Raw genomic sequence first — 16,223 nt, 5'->3', positions numbered from 1 at the left:
AGGGTTGATTAGGAAACTGGAAAATCAATAAAAAGCCGTCGTAGAACGACGGGGCTTCAGACCCAGTTTTTTGGTGACGGGAAGGAAGGCAAATCTTCATAATGAATTGTTAGCCCGTCTGGCGGGAGGAAGCGCTTCGCCCTTCGACGCTGAACTCTATGCTACAGCTTATCGACCGATCGAGCGAGACGGCAACCAATGCCTCGATATTTGGCAGGAAAAACTGGCTGTGGGCTGCGAGCTCCCTGTTTTACCGCTGTGGCTGCGCGGCGAGATTTGCTTGGCTGTGGAATTAAATCATATTTACGATCGAACTTGCCGAGAACACCGAATTGCTAGCAGCGCTTAGCATCAGGGCTCTTCGTCCTCACTACGAACTCTACTGCGCGAGAAACTAATGGCATGGAAACTAAATGGAACTACTTAAAACAACCGATGCCAAGTCAATTCTTTTGTCGCAGCATTTAAATTCCAGCGCAACAATTGACTTGCCGATTTGCCAATAATTCCCGAAAGTCCGATCGCCTTTCTTGGAGATTCAGTTGCCAGGGCGATCGCACTTTCGGCATCGCAAATCCCCCACTCCACCAAATTCTGTACTCCCGCCAACAGCGGCAGAGTAGTACCTGCCAAAGTAGCACATTCCAGGGCCGAGTGATAATCTAATCTTACCCAAGCTGTACCTTTTCTGACTTCAATTTGTCGGGAATCCCAAGGATAAACACCGTCAGGCAAACCCAAAGGAGCCAAAGCATCGCTCACTAAAAAAACGCCTTTTTGATACCTACCAGCGCGTAGCAAAAAATCAATCATTGTCGGAGAAACGTGCTTCCCGTCAGCAATTAAACCGCATTTTACCCCCGGATAAACAATCGCCGCTCCCAACAAACCCGGTTCTCTGTGGTGCAAACTCGGCATCGCATTAAAAGCGTGAGTTACCATTGAAGCCCCCCGCTCAAATGCTTGCTGTGCTTGCTCTGCCGTCGCTTGGGAGTGTCCGAGACTGACGGAAATTCCCAAACTTTGCAAATAGGAAATGACTTCGCCAGTGCTGTCTAACTCCGGCGCTAAAGTAATTATTTTGACAATATCGGCACAATCTCCTAAAACTTGCTTGACATTTTCTATAGTTAGCGGTAACAAAAACTCAACTGGGTGAGCGCCTCGCTTCTGGGGGTTGAGAAAAGGGCCTTCGAGGTGAACTCCAATAATTTCCGCTGTTTTGGGTTCAATTGTTGCGCGATCGGCGGTTTGTACAGTGCGGATATAATCAGCTATAGTTGAGAGCGATCGCCTAAACTTATCCAGCGAAGTTGTCACCAAAGTCGGCAAAAAAGCATCTACTCCCTGATTCCACAAAAATTGACAAATTTTCGGCAAAATTTCAATATGCTTGCTTTCTAAATCGGGAAAAGCAAAACCCAGGGCGCCGTTAATCTGCAAGTCAACACCGCCCAGAGAAAGCCAATCGCCTGCTACATCAAGCACGTGCAAATGGGGAGGACAAATCCGTTTAAATACGGCGTCCATCGGCAAAACTTCTTGAATGATTCCCGTTTCGTCAACAGCAAGCATCTGCAAATCCTTGCAACCGGGGATGCGAACATTGAGAATATCTGTGGGGGCGGCAGTTGGGGTTGTGGCTTCAGTCATCCGATTTTAGATTTTAGATTTTAGATTTTAGATTTAATATTCGCTACGGATAAGTCCGGTGGCTGGCGATCGGGAGGGGGAGCTTTTTGCTTTTTGCTGGCTCTAGGGCTGCTCAGACGGGGGCTTGTGGCAAAATTGCTTTGAAGGGTCAGTTTTGGTACAAAATATCTAAATTTGAGTTAACGCAATCATTTAAAATTAGCATTTATCTGAAATCTCAAATCTGAAAATTTTATGAATCAAGCGACAGTTGGAATTATCATGGGTAGCGATTCGGATTTGCCAACCATGAAAGATGCGATCGCAGTTTGCGAAGAATTCAACGTTGCTTGCTCCGTAGCGATCGTCTCGGCGCACCGTACCCCCTCGCGCATGGTGGAATACGCCCAAACCGCTCACCAACGAGGCTTGAAAGTCATTATTGCAGGTGCCGGGGGAGCGGCGCACCTCCCAGGTATGGTAGCATCTTTAACCCCCTTGCCCGTAATTGGCGTGCCCGTACCGAGTCGCCACCTCCAAGGCCTAGATTCACTGTACTCGATCGTGCAAATGCCAGCCGGGATACCCGTAGCAACAGTGGGGATCGGCAACGCTAAGAATGCTGGCTTGCTGGCAGTTCAGATACTGGCAGCTCATCAGCCAGAATTGCTAGAGCGAGTTTTGCATTACCGCAAAACTTTGTCCGAATCTGTACTGAAAAAACAAAATCTTCTAGAAGAGCTAGGCTATCATAACTATCTCAATCTCAACAAATAATCCATAAACTTTTGTAGTAAGATTGGAAAGTTTTCCGAATATTGCTGAGCTTACTAGCCGTAAAGAGGGTAAAAGTGATTAAAATGACTGTCGGAAAGAAAAAGTCAAAACCCGTCAGGCGGGAGTCTTTCAATTTGTCAGCAGCTAAATTTTTTACGAAAGTCAACAGGTTGAAGAAGTTACCACGGGCGATCGCCCGCCTCACTCCAAGTTGGCAAGCCTGTATACCTTTAGCTGCAATCATCGTCTTGGTGTGGGGATATGCGGCGGTAGCCCAAACAGCTCCCGCACCAACCACCGAGGAACAATTAGCAAGCCTTAAGGTGGGCATGGATACCATGTGGGTCATGGTGGCGGCGATGCTAGTGTTCTTTATGAACGCGGGTTTCTGTATGTTGGAAACCGGTTTTTGCCGCCAAAAAAATGCCGTCAACGTGCTGTCCAAAAACTTGATTGTTTTTGCGCTTTCTACGATCGCATATTGGGCGATCGGCTTTGCCTTAATGTTCAGTGACGGCAACGGTTTTATCGGCACCAGCGGCGGATTTTTCCTGTGGAACGTAGCTGACAACAGCCCCGCCACAGGAGAGGCTTATCAAGGCATTTTCGACTCGCTTAACTGGACGGGAGTGCCTCTTAACGCTAAATTCTTTTTCCAATTAGTTTTTGCGGGAACTGCTGCGACGATCGTTTCTGGAGCCGTTGCAGAGCGAATTAAATTCCTTGAATTCTTAATTTTCAGCTTGCTGCTAGTAGGAATTGCTTACCCGATTACCGGACACTGGATTTGGGGCGGCGGCTGGCTGGCAAAAGCAGGGTTCTACGATTTTGCCGGTTCGACAGTGATTCACTCGGTAGGCGGTTGGGCTGCTTTGATGGGAGCGGCATTTTTGGGGCCGCGGATCGGCAAGTACCGCGACGGCGATACTGTGGCGATGCCGGGACACAATATGAGCATTGCCACCCTGGGCTGTTTGATTCTGTGGTTGGGTTGGTTCGGGTTCAATCCCGGTTCGACAATGGCAGTCGATCCAAATGCGATCGCCCACATTGCGCTCACCACCAACACCGCCGGTGCCTTCGGGGGAGCTGCTGCAACCATTACTGCTTGGCTGTACCTGGGCAAACCCGACCTTTCGATGATTATCAACGGCATCCTCGCCGGCTTAGTCGGCGTAACAGCGAGCTGCGCTTGGATCAACTTGCCCAACTCTGCCATAATCGGCACGATCGCCGGTATCCTGGTAGTTTTCGCAGTAACTTTCTTCGACAACTTGAAAATTGACGACCCTGTAGGCGCAACTTCAGTTCACTTAGTCTGCGGCATCTGGGGAACTCTGGCAGTTGGCTTATTTGCTGACGGGCCTACAACTGGACTTTATACCGCAGGCCCGGCAGCCGGATTGCTCGTGGGCGGAGGGTTCGGTCAACTCTGGGCGCAGTTGGTCGGCATTATCTCTGTAGGCGGGATGACCGTGCTGCTGACTACGATTTTTTGGATGGCACTCAAAGCTTTGCTGGGTATCCGCGTTTCTGCTTTAGAGGAGGCTGAAGGTTTGGATATCGGCGAACACGGGATGGAAGCTTACACCGGGTTTGTGAAGGAAACGAGCTTGGATAACAGAAGTGAGAGCGGCTACGGCGTTTATGGTGGGGGTTCTGGTGGGAGGCCTAACAAAATGTAGAGCGTGCGAAGAGATCGATCAATTCAGCTTTCGTGTCCTAAATTAGCTATTTATCAGCTAATTCACCCCTTTATTCAGAAACACCCGAATCTGAAATACCCGCCAACTTATGGCTGTCTATCGTTGTGCTCGCGTTTCAATATTCGATACGAACGCGGGCATATTTTTATTGTTAGTTTACGTTTAATGGCGTACATATAGCAGTTTTCGATTGCCTGAGATGTGCGCCATTAATTGGTAATTGATAATGGGGAAATGGGAATTGAGAATCTGTAAATCACGAGCGTTGAAAACTGGTGTATTGGTTAGAGTTGATCGCCAATTGCCTTAAGTTCTTCAACGAGGCGCTTGTTCTTGACATTCCTCCTGCCATCAAGGCGGGCGGAGACAATAGCGATTATTTCTAGTATATCTTTAGCTAAATCCTCGTCACAGCTAGCATTTTCGGTTTGATTTATAATCACTACCTCTGTCCCAAAGTGTTCGCACAAATTAAAAATTAGTTCAGAACCAAGTCTCAGCAGTCTGTCTTTGTGAGTTAATACCAACCTTTCTACTTGATTGTCTGCGATCGCCCGAATTAGATGTTGTAAACCCCGCTTACTGTAATTAACCCCAGAACCTACATCCTCAATGATTTGGAATTGCCATCCCTGAGATGCACAAAACAATTCCAAAACTTGTTTTTGTCTGTCTAAATCATCTTTTTGGTTGTGACTGCTAACCCGAGCGTAAGCAATGGTTAAAGCGCCGTTGGGTTTTAAGCCGAGAAGATGAGCTAGGTCATAGCGTCTGTGACCATTAGCGGTGCGTTCGGGTATTAGCTTGCCTTCGGCTTCCCACCGGCGCAAGGTGGAAGCGCTCACACCTTTAAGTTTGGCTGCTTCAGTTATAGTTAATTTTTTCATTTTTGGATTTTAGCATCAGAAATGGGTAATTTCGGTAAGTTTTAGATATATTTTTGTCCCGGTCTGCAGGTTGGACAAATCCGATTTATGGCAAGAAAGTTTGGTAGGCAGATTTTTTATGGTAAAGTAGTGCCAAAAAGCAAAGTTCTGCATCGCCGCCCTTGCCCAACACAGCACAGTGCTTGATTATTACAAGAATTGAGGCTTTAATTGAGCGGTAAAATTTGATGCAGCAATCAGTGCAAATTATTCGGTGTGAGGCCTGCAAATAGCTTGAGTTTATGGAGAAGTTTGGAGGAGGTAGCAGAAGTAGAACTCATAAATCCCTCTTAGGGATGGAAGTTAGCCGATCGAAAACTGTTCCGGTTTGGGCTTTGCTATCTTTGGTGACGAACGGGGTACTGATAGTTACAGTCGCTCAATTACTGCTGCGGGGAAACAACTTGACAGAAAGCTTCCAGGCGAATGATGCGGTGACGGCAGAAGCGGCCCAGGAACAAATTGGCCAACCGGCGATCTCTGCAAAGGCAGTGCTAGACGTGCCCGTTCCCGGGCCGCGACATAAATGGACTTACCAGCAGTGGGTGACGCAGTTGGGTCGCGAAGCTGAGGCGGCGGCGGCGAATCGACCCTCAAGACTGAGTGTTTTGGCTGGGGATTCTCTGAGTATGTGGTTTCCGACCAAGCTGTTACCAGCCGATCGAATTTGGCTGAATCAAGGAATTTCGGGGGAGACTTCGGTGGGTTTGCTGAAGCGGTTGCAGTTGTTCGATCGAACTGCGCCGGATACAGTGTTTGTGATGATCGGGATTAACGATTTGTTGCGGGGGGCCAGCGACGAAGGGATTTTGGACAACCAGCGGCAGATTATTCGCGATTTGCGGTGGGCGCACCCCAAAGCACAAGTAGTTGTGCAGTCGATTTTGCCCCACAGCGGGGAACAAGCTACTTGGGAAAATCGCGATCGGCTGTTGGCGATTCCTAACAGTCGGATTAGGGCAATAAATCGACGGCTGAAAGAAATTGCTAGTTCGGAAAATGTTTTGTATCTGGATTTGTACCCGCTGTTTGCGGATGTTGACGGCAATTTGCCAACTGAACTCAGCACAGATGGCTTGCACCTTAACGATCAAGGTTATCTGGTTTGGCGATCGGCCCTGCAACTGTTCGATCAGATGCAGTTGAAAAATGATTCATGAGTTATTAGTCATTAGTTAGAAAGATCAAGGATAAAGTAACACTCTCCACAACTCTCCCCCTCTCCTCCTCCCACTCTCCCCAACTCAAAACTCCTGCCCTCTCCTCAACTCCCCCTCTCGGATTGCTCTGCTATCACTGGCTATGTCAAGTATCCACTGATAGATGAAGAAATATGATACTTAGCTATTTAGTATAGGGCGATACAGAATCACTGTTGGTACACATGGTGCAATCCAAAAGGCATAGACCATGAGATTGATAGTTGACGAATTTAGATGAGTCCGGCTATACGAAGTCGCGGGGTTGAGGATTGGGGAATTATCTATTGAAGATTTGTTCCGCTAAAACAGGGACTTAAAACCAAATAACTATTGCATCTAAAATCCTCACATCTAAAATCGGCTCGGTCTTCCCTGAAAATTGCTGAGTATGAAAAGGTACGACTAACGTGATCAAAAAAAGTTTAACGATCGGCATCATGGCGCTGTGGCTGTTAAGCGGGCCGCTGATGGACAATGCCTTAGCTCAAGATGCTGGTGCCGCGGCTGCGGTGGCGCCGAATCCTATCAACAGTGGCGATACGGCCTGGATGTTGGTCTCCTCAGCACTGGTATTGCTGATGACACCGGGGCTGGCGTTTTTCTACGGGGGACTGGTGCGATCGCGCAACGTCCTCAACACCATGATGATGAGCTTGGTGATGATGGGAACGATCGGCGTCACCTGGACGTTGTGGGGGTACAGTTTAGCCTTTGATGTCACCGCCAGCAACCTCAATGATAAAGGGTTTGGTCAAGGGATCGAAAGCTTCATCGGCGGTTTCGACTGGATGTTCTTGAACAACGTCACGGCGGACACCCCAGATCCGATCGGCTACGCACCGACAATACCCCACCAAGTCTTCATGGTTTACCAGATGATGTTCGCCATCATCACTCCAGCCTTGATTTCCGGGGCGATCGTCGAAAGGGTAACATTTAAAACCTATTTCTGGTTCGTGCTGCTGTGGTCTACCTTCATCTACTCTCCTTTAGCCCACTGGGTTTGGGGTAGAGGCTGGCTGGCGGCGATCGGATCTCTGGACTTTGCCGGCGGCACAGTCGTACACATTAGTTCCGGTGTTTCTGCGGTTGTCGCAGCTTGGATGATCGGACCCCGCAAAGACCACTTGAACAAGCCCCACACCCCTCACAACGTACCTTACGTCTTGCTGGGAATTGGGATGCTGTGGTTTGGCTGGTTTGGCTTCAACGGCGGTAGTGCTTTGAGTTCTGGTTCTTTAGCAACAGTGGCTTTTGTCACCACGATGATTTCTGCAGCAGCCGGCGGTTTAACTTGGACAATTGTGGAATGGGTGCTCAGAGGCAAACCGACAGCAGTGGGAATTGCTAGCGGTTTCCTCGCGGGATTGGTGGGCATCACACCTGCGGCTGGATTCGTGTTTCCAGTGGGAGCGCTTTTGATCGGATCGATTACTTCGGTTTGCTGCTTCTTTGCCGTTAGTTGGCGGGCTAAGCTGGGATTTGACGACTCTTTGGATACCTTCCCAGTTCACGGCGTAGGCGGAACTGTGGGCGCGATTCTGACTGGCTTATTTGCGACTAAAGCCGTTAACCCTCTCGGAAATGACGGGCTGTTTGCGGGGAATTCGGGGCTAATCGTGAGCCAGTTTGTAGGCGTTCTAGTTACTTACGTGTTTGCGGGTGTCGGCACTTTTGCGATCCTGAAAATTTTGGAACAGTTTATGGAACTGCGAGTGCCGTCATCTGCTGAAGACCAAGGTTTGGATATCGGCCAGCACGGGGAAGAAGCTTACGGTGAGGATTTTGCCGGCGGTTTCAGTTCGTTTGAATCGAGTTCTCCTTTTGCGCCGAAGAAGGTTTGAAGCTAATTTTCTGAATAAGTTCGATCGTGCAGAGACTCAGCAATCTTGGTCTCTGCAATTTTTTTAAGTTTTTTTTAACGAACCGCGAAGGCGCGAAGAGCGCGAAGAAGGAAGAGGAAGAAGGGTTAAGATGAGAGAATTATGCGTTTGATGCCTTCTTTGAGGATCGGAACGTTGAAGTTGATCAGAAGGCCTAGGGTGTTTTTGGTCATTTTAAGATAGGAGATAACTTGGGCTTCATGGATGGGAGCTAGCTTTTCGACAGCTTTTAATTCGACAATGAGGATATCGCCAACCAGAAAGTCTAATTGACCTTCGCCCACTGGATAACCTTTGTAAGTGATTGCTACTGGCTTTTTAGGGTGACAAGCTATCCCCCGCATCCGAAATTCAACTTCTAAGGATTCCTGATACACTGATTCTAAAAATCCTGGCCCCAAAAGCCGATGCACCTCAATAGCCGCCCCAATCACTCTATAAGCCAACTGTTCTAGCTGTTCGCCCAATTGTCTCATTCTTCTTTCTTCTTCCTTCGCGTCCTTCGCGTCTTCGCGGTTCATTCCTTCTTCCCTCTCATGTGTCGATCATATAAATAGCATATCCCCTCTTCGCTACTGAACCAATAAGCCCGATCGCACCCCAGGCATTCTAAAATCAAAGGTAATTAACCTAGATTTCTACTCGATACCGCATGGATACTAAAGCTTTTAAACGATCGCTCCAACAGTCGGAAAACTACCACCGCAAGGGTTTCGGACACGAAGCTGAGGTAGCTGGGGTAATGCAGACGGCTTATCAAAGCAGTCTGATCCAGCAAATTCGCGACAATAATTACAGGCTGGAACGCGGCGCAGTCACGATCCGACTCGCTCAGGCTTTTGGGTTTTGCTGGGGGGTGGAACGCGCTGTAGCTATTGCTTACGAGACTCGCCAGCATTTCCCCTCGGAACGGATTTGGATTACTAATGAGATTATTCATAATCCGTCTGTGAATCAGCATTTGCGCGATATGGAAGTTGGTTTTATTGCTGTTGAAAAGGGGCAGAAAGATTTTTCGGTTGTCGATAGTGGCGATGTGGTAATTTTACCTGCTTTTGGAGCGAGTGTTCAAGAAATGCAGTTGCTTAATGATAAGGGCTGCAAGATTGTTGATACTACTTGTCCTTGGGTTTCTAAGGTTTGGAATACTGTTGAAAAGCACAAAAAAAAGGATTACACTTCGATTATTCACGGTCAGTACAAGCATGAGGAAACTGTTGCTACGAGTTCTTTTGCTGATAAGTATTTGATTGTGCTCAATTGGCAAGAAGCTGAATATGTCAGCAATTATATCTTGCATGGGGGCGATCGCGAAGAGTTTCTTGCTAAATTTAGCAAGGCTTATTCTGCTGGTTTTGACCCGGATCGGGATTTGGAAAGCGTTGGGATTGCTAACCAAACTACTATGCTCAAAACTGAGACAGAGAATATTGGTAAGTTGTTTGAAAAAACGATGATGCGGAAGTTTGGGCCGGAGAATTTGAACGAGCATTTTCAGAGTTTTAATACTATCTGCGATGCGACTCAGGAACGGCAAGATGCTATGTTGAGTTTGGTTGAGGAAAAGTTGGATTTGATGCTGGTGATTGGGGGTTTTAATTCTTCTAATACTACCCATTTGCAGGAAATTGCGATCGACAAAACTGTTCCTTCTTATCACATTGATTGTGCGGAGCGCATTTTACCGGGAAATCGGATCGAACACAAGCCTTTGGGGGGAGATTTGGTCGTAACTGAAGGTTGGCTACCGGATGGTAAAATTGTAGTCGGCGTGACTTCGGGTGCTTCTACGCCTGATAAGGTTGTTGAAGATGCGATCGATCGCATTTTCGCGATGAAAGCAGCGGCTGCGATTGTGTAATTATATTGTTTCGGCACTGCACTCGGAAGCATATTTTGCTCAGTGCAGGGCGAGTGTCTCTTTGCGAGTGAGATCGAGACGCTCGCTCGCAAAAAGATATAATTCCGATGGTGAACTAACCTGACGGTCAACGGATTACCGTTAGACCGCAGGCTTCTTTTTCCTTTTTTGCAAAGGCTTTTTTGAGTGACGGAGTTCCCCCGCCACTTTCGTAACTTAGACCAATCTTCTTTATAAGTTTGGCTGAATTTTCATCTCGATCCAAAGATTCTCCACACTGACAAGAATGCCATCGATCCGACAATTCTTTCGGTACTCTGTTGAGGCAATTCCAGCAATGCTGAGAAGTTCCTTTTGGGTCAACAAATAGAACCGTTTTACCTAATTTCCAGGCGACATATTTGAGAACGCTGGCGAATTGCCCGTGAGCAGCATCAAGCATGGATTTATTTAAGCCACTGTTAGCTGACTGACCGTTTGGCAAATAAACTAAATTACCATTGTCAATGTCAGTCTTCGGCTTGGCACGTCTAGTTAAATTTTTGACACTCAAGTCTTCAATAACTAAAACATCGCATTTGCCAAATAGCTCATGTGCCGTTTTGAATTGAAAATCCAGTCTAGCTCTAGCTATAAACTGATGGAGTTTGGAAATCCTGTCCTTGATAACTTTCCAAGGCTTGGAACCCTTGATTTTTTTAGCTAACTTCGCTTGAAGTCTTGCCAACCTCTGGGCCGACTTCCTCAAGAATCTAGGATTTTCAACTCTTTCGCCATTAGAAAGATAAACGTAATTAGTGATTCCTAAGTCGATACCAACAGTATTTTTGTCAGTTGGTTGAATTTCTACAACCCTTACGGGAACCGTCTTATCTTCTAGCGTCAGGGAAATATACCACCCATCCGCTTCTTTGACGACTGTACCCGTCTTAACCTTAAATCCTGTTGGTATTGAACGATGAAAAACCATAGGCACTTGACCTATTTTTGCGAGGTTAATACAAATCCTATTTTGCTCATCTTTAGCAATATCTAAGTTGTCTAATTGAGAGTAAGTGAAAGATTTGTAGTAGTGAAACCCTTTGAACTTGGGTTTGCCTCTACGATTGCCATTTTTGTCCGGCGTGGTGAAATTTGAAAAGGAAGTTTCCACCCTGTTTACAACATCCTGCAAAACCTGCGAATCCAACACTTTGTAATCAGGAAATAGTTTTTTAGTGTTTTTCAGGTCAGCAAGCTGTATGGTTTGCCACTGGACGTATCCGCCTTCAATGTTCGAGAAAATGTCACCTTTTCTGGTCAAAGGATTGCCTGACTCATCCTTTTTTCTACCATCTCTAGTCTGCACCCTAGTTAAGGGAATATTTTGATAAATCTCTTCAACAGGGACTATAGAAACAATCAAGGGGCAGGCATTGATAGGTGTTCTCGTGGCTTCCCACCACCTAAATCTTTCGCCGAGTCGGTAGTTGTACTGCCGACGACAGAGTTCTAAATGAGCCACAATTGTTGCTAGTTGGGCTTTCGTGGGCTTGAGGCGGTATTTGTATGTCAGTTGCATTGGAAACTTCCTTTTTTCGACCTACTTTAATGTACCATTTTTTCAATTTAATGTTTAGAAAGTACATCAAAATTAAAGGTACTTGCAATGTCTAATTGTCGGCTTCCCTCCCTCCATCCGACGCTTCTGGACATCCCTGCGGTAATTTATTCGGGGTACTTCGCCCAGCGCTCAGATTAATCCCCTCTAAATATACCGAGGGACTTCCCGGCTAATAGTTAAACTAATTTCAACCCCTTAGTTCTCCCCAATTACCCGATCGCTCGCTTTTCTGATTTCTCATACTATTCACCCGCGTCATCGCTTCTGTGAATTTCTCCCTCGCTCCAAAAGATTATTTTTTAAATAAAATATTAAAAATTCGCCTTTTTTTTTGGGGTAAAAAGCTTGACTTTGCTAGATTGACAATGTATTATTTAATAATGGGAATAGTGACAAAATTTAAATTTATGTCACCACTCCCATTATCTAAAATATACCCCAAAAATCAACAGGAGTCAATAGGTAAAAACTCTTTTCTTTACGCCGCAATTTGAAACTGCCAAAGCAACACGAACGATACAACAATCGATGCAAAAAAAGGCGAATTAAGCTTTTCAGGCTATCCTAGATTGTGTAGCGTTTGCCTGAATCACGAGACGCAAGAGAGCGATTTATGCCATCTCAGACTTAAGGGGGATGCGAGGAGGAGCGAGGCTAAATTAGAAACAAGATCGATCGCAAATTTGAACCTTAAATTTATAGGCTTTATTCGCCGTCTGTGACGGCGCCAAAAATTCGAGTAGTCCGTATCCAGCTAAAATAAAAAAAAGCAGGACTCGCGTGCCGAGTATTCCATGAAACAATCCCTGACTCGCCAAATCACCGCAGGTATCGGAATGGCCGTGGCGCTGCTGATTTTCAATGCGGCTACATCCTACCGCAACACTCTCAAGTTAATCGAAAACGAACGCTGGGTGAGCCACACTCACCGAGTTTTAACCGAACTCGAAGCCACGCTTTCTACCTTAAAAGATGCTGAAACCGGACAGCGCGGTTATTTGCTGACGGGAGAAGAACGGTATTTAGAACCCTATCACAGCGCGATCGCCCGCATCAACCAACAAGTAGTCGGATTGCAGCAGCTAACGGCTGACAATAATCGGCAGCAACAGCGCATTCGCAACTTGAAAATTGCGATCGACTCTAAATTAGCCGAACTTGAAGGAACCATCAATCTGCGACGCCAACAAAAGTTAGAAGCAGCCCTGCGGGAAGTAAAATCCGGTAGGGGAAAGCAAATCATGGGCGGCATTCGGCAGCAGATAGCCACCATGACAGCCGAAGAAACTCAGCTATTGCAGCAGCGTGCCCGAGAATCTCAAACGAGCGCTACTTTGACAATCCTGACTTTTACCGTTGCCACTTTAGTAAATTTCCTGTTGATGCTGTTGGTTTACTATTTGGTGAAGCGCGATCGAACTTTGCGCGACAATGCCGAAATCAAGCAAAATCAACTGTTAGAACAGCTAGAACACGATCGCCACTCCCTACAATTAACCGAAGAACGTTTCCGCCTCGCCATTCTCAACGCACCGCTGCCAATTATGCTGCACGCTGAAAACGGACAAGTTTTGCAAATTAACAGCGCTTGGACAGAATTTTCAGGCTACCAACACTCAGAAATTCCCACAATTGAAGATTGGACAGAAAAAGCTTACCACAACCGCAAATCGCTAGTGCAAGCAGATATCGATCGGCTGCACCAATTAAACAGCCGCATTTCTGAAGGCGAATATATGATTGCCACAGCCAGCGGCGAAACTCGCATTTGGGACTTTTATTCCGCACCTTTAGGCCAGCTTTCCGACGGCAGAAGTTTAGTAATTAGTACCGCCATTGACATAACGGCACGCAAGCAAGCAGAAGCAGAAATTCGGATGCTCAACGCTACCTTAGAACGGCGAGTGGAACTCCGCACCAATCAACTTCAAGCAGCTAACGAAGAATTAGAAGCTTTCACCTATACCGTCGCCCACGATTTGCGGGCTCCCCTGCGGGGAATGCAGGGATTAGCTGAAGCTTTATTAGAAGATTACCGTGACATCCTCGACGAACTTGGTCAAGAATACGCCCAGCAAATTGTTAATTCTGGGCAACAACTAGAAGAATTAATCGAAGATTTGCTAGCTTACAGCCGCCTCAGCCGCACTGATTTATCGCTGCAAGTTTTAGACTTAGAATCTGCTGTGGTCGAGGCAATTGCTATGGTAAAAGCCGACGCTAAATCCAGCCACGCTCAAATCATTGTTCAATCACCCTTGCCTGCGGTAATTGCCCACCGCGTTACTTTAATTCAAGTAATCGCCAATCTGCTCACCAATGCTATAAAATTTGTGGAAGGCGTATCACCCCAAGTACAGATATGGGCAGAGGAACTTGAGCTGCCTCAAGAGGGACAGACAGACAGGGATACAGGGGGAGAATTGGAAAGGGGAACTGTGGGACAGTGGGAGCATTCTCAGTTACTTATGACCAGCCCTCTATTGCCAGTCGGCTTCATCCGTCTTTGGGTAGAAGACAACGGCATCGGTATTGCTCCAGAACATCAAAAACGCATTTTTGGGGTTTTTGAACGGCTGCACGGTATTGAGTCTTACCCCGGAACTGGTATAGGATTAGCTATTGTAAAAAAAGGAGTCGATCGCATGGGCGGTCAAGTTGGAGTGGAATCTCAATTAGGACAAGGCAGTCGATTTTGGATACAACTGAGAAAGCATGACGCAAACGCAGACGATTTTGCTGGTGGAAGATAACCCCGTTGATATTCTATTGATGCAGCGGGCATTTCGCAATGAGACTTTTGCTAATACTTCGCTGCAAATTGTGCGAGATGGAGATGCAGCGGTTTTTTATTTAAATGGGGACGGAGAATACAGCGATCGCGATCGCTATCCTTTACCTGCGATAATTTTACTAGACTTGAAATTGCCCAGGCGATCCGGTCACGAAGTTTTAGTTTGGCTGAGGCAGCAGCCGGAACTAAAACGCTTGCCGGTGGTTATGCTTACTTCTTCTAGGCAAACACTTGATGTCAAGCGCGCTTACGATTTAGGGGTAAATTCTTATTTGGTTAAACCGGTCGGGTTTGCTTCTTTATTGGAAATGATGCAGAGTTTTAGCGAGTATTGGCTCAACTATAGCGAACTGCCGGAACCTAGAGAATTTTCTGGTTTGTAGTAGCCGTTTCCCGGTTTTTATTGCTTGTTTACTCGTTACCAGGCTCTTTCGGGTAACGAGTAAATTAAGTTTCTAGTGAGTAAGCCCGTCCTGTCTCATCTTAAAGGGGCGATTTCTAACATTTTTATGATAATATATCGCCACTCTAGCTAATAGCAAAATTATTAATTGTTACAGTGCTACACATTCTGGTAATTGACGACAACCCAACAGATAGGCTGCTGGTCAAACGCGAATTAGATCGGCAATTCTCGCAATTGCAAATAACGGAAGTTTTTGACGATAGATTATTCGGGGAAGCACTGAAACGAGGCGGATTCCATCTGGTAATTACTGATTACCAACTACGCTGGACGAACGGTTTAGATGTGCTGAAAACTATTAAAGCTAGTTATCCAGAATGCCCGATTGTAATGTTTACGAATACTGGCAATGAAGAAATTGCTGTAGAGGCAATGAAATCAGGATTGGACGACTACATTATCAAGTCGCCGAAGCACTATGTGCGCCTTTGCGTTACGGTTCGCGCAGTGCTCGATCGAGTTGCCGCCTGGAAGTCGCCCGACTGGAAAATCAACTTCATTCTCTGCTAGAACACTTAAATGTCGGAGTTTTTCGAGCGACTTCCCAGGGGCAGCTTTTGGAAAGCAATCAAGCTTTTTTGCGCTTGTTTGATGCCAGAAATTTAGCAGATGTCCAAGGGATTTATCTTCAGAAATTGTTTGTGCAACCCCTAGATTCAGGCAGGGCTGTTTCGGGGCAACCACGGGGGGATTGCCCCTACGGAAAACCAGGGTTTTGTAGGGGCGGTGCCCCCGTGCCCGCCCAGCCCATAGACGAGGGGGTCGGGGTTTCAGATATCGCGGCAACCACGGGGGGATTGCCCGTACAAGACAATGAAACAGCCCTGCTAGATTCAGGGGAGTCTCGGTCTCAAAATATCGAAATTACCTTTCCTTTGGCAGACGGTCGAGTAAAATGGATTCGGTTTACTCAATATCTCTACAGCACAGAAGGTGAAAGTACCATTGAGGGATTGGTTGAAGATATTACTGAACTCAAGCAGGCTGAACTTGCTTTGCGGGAATTTAATGAAACTTTGGAAGAGCGGGTGAGAGAGCGTACTGCTGAGTTAGAAGAAGTTAATGCACAGCTCGAATCGTTTACCTATTCAGTTTCTCACGACTTGCGCGCTCCTCTGCGGGGAATTTCGTTTTTTGCTGAAATGTTGCTTAAAGATAAAGCCAGCGAGTTGGATGCTACTGCACAGGATTACTTGTATCGGATTAATGACGCCGCAAGTCTGATGAATACTTTAATCGAAAATTTGCTAGAGTACAGCCGCCTCAGCAAAGCTAACTTGCCACTAAAAGCAGTCTCTGATACTTTTAATCCAGACAATCCCCGACAATCGGCAACAATCTGAATATAGCACACTCATCAGACAGGTCCCAGA

The 16,223-nt window shown here is 46.6% G+C and carries 14 protein-coding genes; 10 read left to right on the top strand and 4 right to left on the bottom strand.

The genetic code is table 11. The features are described 5' to 3' along the window. The first annotated feature begins 73 nt into the window (after nucleotides 1-73). Nucleotides 74-349, top strand: coding sequence for a hypothetical protein (locus QUB12_RS33970; RefSeq protein ID WP_333144513.1), 276 nt, complete (start codon nucleotides 74-76; stop codon nucleotides 347-349). Between the two features lie 74 nt (nucleotides 350-423). Here the strand turns inward: QUB12_RS33970 and nagA are convergent, their stop codons facing one another. Then, nucleotides 424-1,653: an N-acetylglucosamine-6-phosphate deacetylase gene (nagA, locus tag QUB12_RS33965; RefSeq protein WP_333144512.1), complete on the bottom strand. Its 1,230-nt coding sequence runs from the start codon at nucleotides 1,651-1,653 to the stop codon at nucleotides 424-426. Between the two features lie 234 nt (nucleotides 1,654-1,887). Between nagA and purE the strand changes: the two genes are divergently transcribed. Continuing rightward, entirely contained in the window at nucleotides 1,888-2,409 is a 522-nt protein-coding gene (gene purE, locus QUB12_RS33960) for a 5-(carboxyamino)imidazole ribonucleotide mutase (protein WP_333144511.1), read from the top strand. Nucleotides 2,410-2,492: 83 nt separating this feature from the next. Next, on the top strand, nucleotides 2,493-4,094 hold the full coding sequence (locus QUB12_RS33955; RefSeq protein WP_333310572.1) for an ammonium transporter: 1,602 nt from the start codon (nucleotides 2,493-2,495) through the stop codon (nucleotides 4,092-4,094). A 305-nt stretch (nucleotides 4,095-4,399) separates the two neighbouring features. Here the strand turns inward: QUB12_RS33955 and QUB12_RS33950 are convergent, their stop codons facing one another. Beyond that, the gene (locus tag QUB12_RS33950; RefSeq protein ID WP_333310570.1) at nucleotides 4,400-5,002 is read right to left on the bottom strand and encodes an IS607 family transposase; all 603 of its coding nucleotides are present in this window, start codon (nucleotides 5,000-5,002) and stop codon (nucleotides 4,400-4,402) included. 281 nt (nucleotides 5,003-5,283) lie between these two features. Between QUB12_RS33950 and QUB12_RS33945 the strand changes: the two genes are divergently transcribed. Together QUB12_RS33945 and QUB12_RS33940 are read left to right on the top strand one after the other, a co-directional pair. Continuing rightward, nucleotides 5,284-6,201, top strand: coding sequence for an SGNH/GDSL hydrolase family protein (locus QUB12_RS33945; RefSeq protein ID WP_333310568.1), 918 nt, complete (start codon nucleotides 5,284-5,286; stop codon nucleotides 6,199-6,201). Nucleotides 6,202-6,650: 449 nt separating this feature from the next. Beyond that, on the top strand, nucleotides 6,651-8,087 hold the full coding sequence (locus QUB12_RS33940; RefSeq protein WP_333144507.1) for an ammonium transporter: 1,437 nt from the start codon (nucleotides 6,651-6,653) through the stop codon (nucleotides 8,085-8,087). A gap of 125 nt (nucleotides 8,088-8,212) precedes the next feature. Here the strand turns inward: QUB12_RS33940 and QUB12_RS33935 are convergent, their stop codons facing one another. Further along, on the bottom strand, nucleotides 8,213-8,647 hold the full coding sequence (locus QUB12_RS33935; RefSeq protein ID WP_333144506.1) for a GxxExxY protein: 435 nt from the start codon (nucleotides 8,645-8,647) through the stop codon (nucleotides 8,213-8,215). Between the two features lie 131 nt (nucleotides 8,648-8,778). Between QUB12_RS33935 and QUB12_RS33930 the strand changes: the two genes are divergently transcribed. Then, nucleotides 8,779-9,987, top strand: a complete 1,209-nt coding sequence (locus QUB12_RS33930; protein WP_333310566.1) for a 4-hydroxy-3-methylbut-2-enyl diphosphate reductase — start codon at nucleotides 8,779-8,781, stop codon at nucleotides 9,985-9,987. Nucleotides 9,988-10,114: 127 nt separating this feature from the next. Here QUB12_RS33930 and QUB12_RS33925 read toward each other — a convergent pair whose 3' ends face one another. Further along, nucleotides 10,115-11,548: a transposase gene (locus QUB12_RS33925; protein WP_333310564.1), complete on the bottom strand. Its 1,434-nt coding sequence runs from the start codon at nucleotides 11,546-11,548 to the stop codon at nucleotides 10,115-10,117. Between the two features lie 836 nt (nucleotides 11,549-12,384). Between QUB12_RS33925 and QUB12_RS33920 the strand changes: the two genes are divergently transcribed. The 4 genes from QUB12_RS33920 to QUB12_RS33905 all read left to right on the top strand — a co-directional run bounded on the left by QUB12_RS33920 (nucleotide 12,385) and on the right by QUB12_RS33905 (nucleotide 16,193). Beyond that, nucleotides 12,385-14,343, top strand: a complete 1,959-nt coding sequence (locus QUB12_RS33920; RefSeq protein ID WP_333144504.1) for a CHASE3 domain-containing protein — start codon at nucleotides 12,385-12,387, stop codon at nucleotides 14,341-14,343. Next, nucleotides 14,306-14,767 (top strand): response regulator, encoded by a 462-nt coding sequence (locus tag QUB12_RS33915; RefSeq protein ID WP_333144503.1) that lies wholly within the window; start codon nucleotides 14,306-14,308, stop codon nucleotides 14,765-14,767. The genes QUB12_RS33920 and QUB12_RS33915 overlap by 38 nt, the downstream gene beginning before the upstream one ends. 176 nt (nucleotides 14,768-14,943) lie before the next feature. Continuing rightward, nucleotides 14,944-15,360 carry a response regulator gene (locus QUB12_RS33910; protein WP_333144502.1) on the top strand — a complete coding sequence of 139 codons (417 nt, stop codon included), beginning with the start codon at nucleotides 14,944-14,946 and terminating at the stop codon, nucleotides 15,358-15,360. Continuing rightward, nucleotides 15,279-16,193, top strand: coding sequence for a histidine kinase dimerization/phospho-acceptor domain-containing protein (locus QUB12_RS33905; RefSeq protein ID WP_333310562.1), 915 nt, complete (start codon nucleotides 15,279-15,281; stop codon nucleotides 16,191-16,193). The genes QUB12_RS33910 and QUB12_RS33905 overlap by 82 nt, the downstream gene beginning before the upstream one ends. Nucleotides 16,194-16,223 lie beyond the last annotated feature (30 nt).

The sequence above is a fragment of the Microcoleus sp. B7-D4 genome, from assembly GCF_036705125.1.
Taxonomy (GTDB): Bacteria; Cyanobacteriota; Cyanobacteriia; order Cyanobacteriales; family Microcoleaceae; genus Microcoleus.
This window is presented reverse-complemented; position numbering and strand designations above follow the sequence as displayed.

What these genes read in the sequence shown, in the direction of transcription:
- QUB12_RS33925 (WP_333310564.1), bottom strand. Translation starts at nt 11,548, where the DNA reads ATGCAACTGACATACAAATACCGCCTCAAGCCCACGAAAGCCCAACTA.
- nagA (WP_333144512.1), bottom strand. Translation starts at nt 1,653, where the DNA reads ATGACTGAAGCCACAACCCCAACTGCCGCCCCCACAGATATTCTCAAT.
- QUB12_RS33915 (WP_333144503.1), top strand. Translation starts at nt 14,306, where the DNA reads ATGACGCAAACGCAGACGATTTTGCTGGTGGAAGATAACCCCGTTGAT.
- QUB12_RS33945 (WP_333310568.1), top strand. Translation starts at nt 5,284, where the DNA reads ATGGAGAAGTTTGGAGGAGGTAGCAGAAGTAGAACTCATAAATCCCTC.
- QUB12_RS33930 (WP_333310566.1), top strand. Translation starts at nt 8,779, where the DNA reads ATGGATACTAAAGCTTTTAAACGATCGCTCCAACAGTCGGAAAACTAC.
- QUB12_RS33935 (WP_333144506.1), bottom strand. Translation starts at nt 8,647, where the DNA reads ATGAACCGCGAAGACGCGAAGGACGCGAAGGAAGAAGAAAGAAGAATG.
- QUB12_RS33920 (WP_333144504.1), top strand. Translation starts at nt 12,385, where the DNA reads ATGAAACAATCCCTGACTCGCCAAATCACCGCAGGTATCGGAATGGCC.
- purE (WP_333144511.1), top strand. Translation starts at nt 1,888, where the DNA reads ATGAATCAAGCGACAGTTGGAATTATCATGGGTAGCGATTCGGATTTG.
- QUB12_RS33955 (WP_333310572.1), top strand. Translation starts at nt 2,493, where the DNA reads ATGACTGTCGGAAAGAAAAAGTCAAAACCCGTCAGGCGGGAGTCTTTC.
- QUB12_RS33950 (WP_333310570.1), bottom strand. Translation starts at nt 5,002, where the DNA reads ATGAAAAAATTAACTATAACTGAAGCAGCCAAACTTAAAGGTGTGAGC.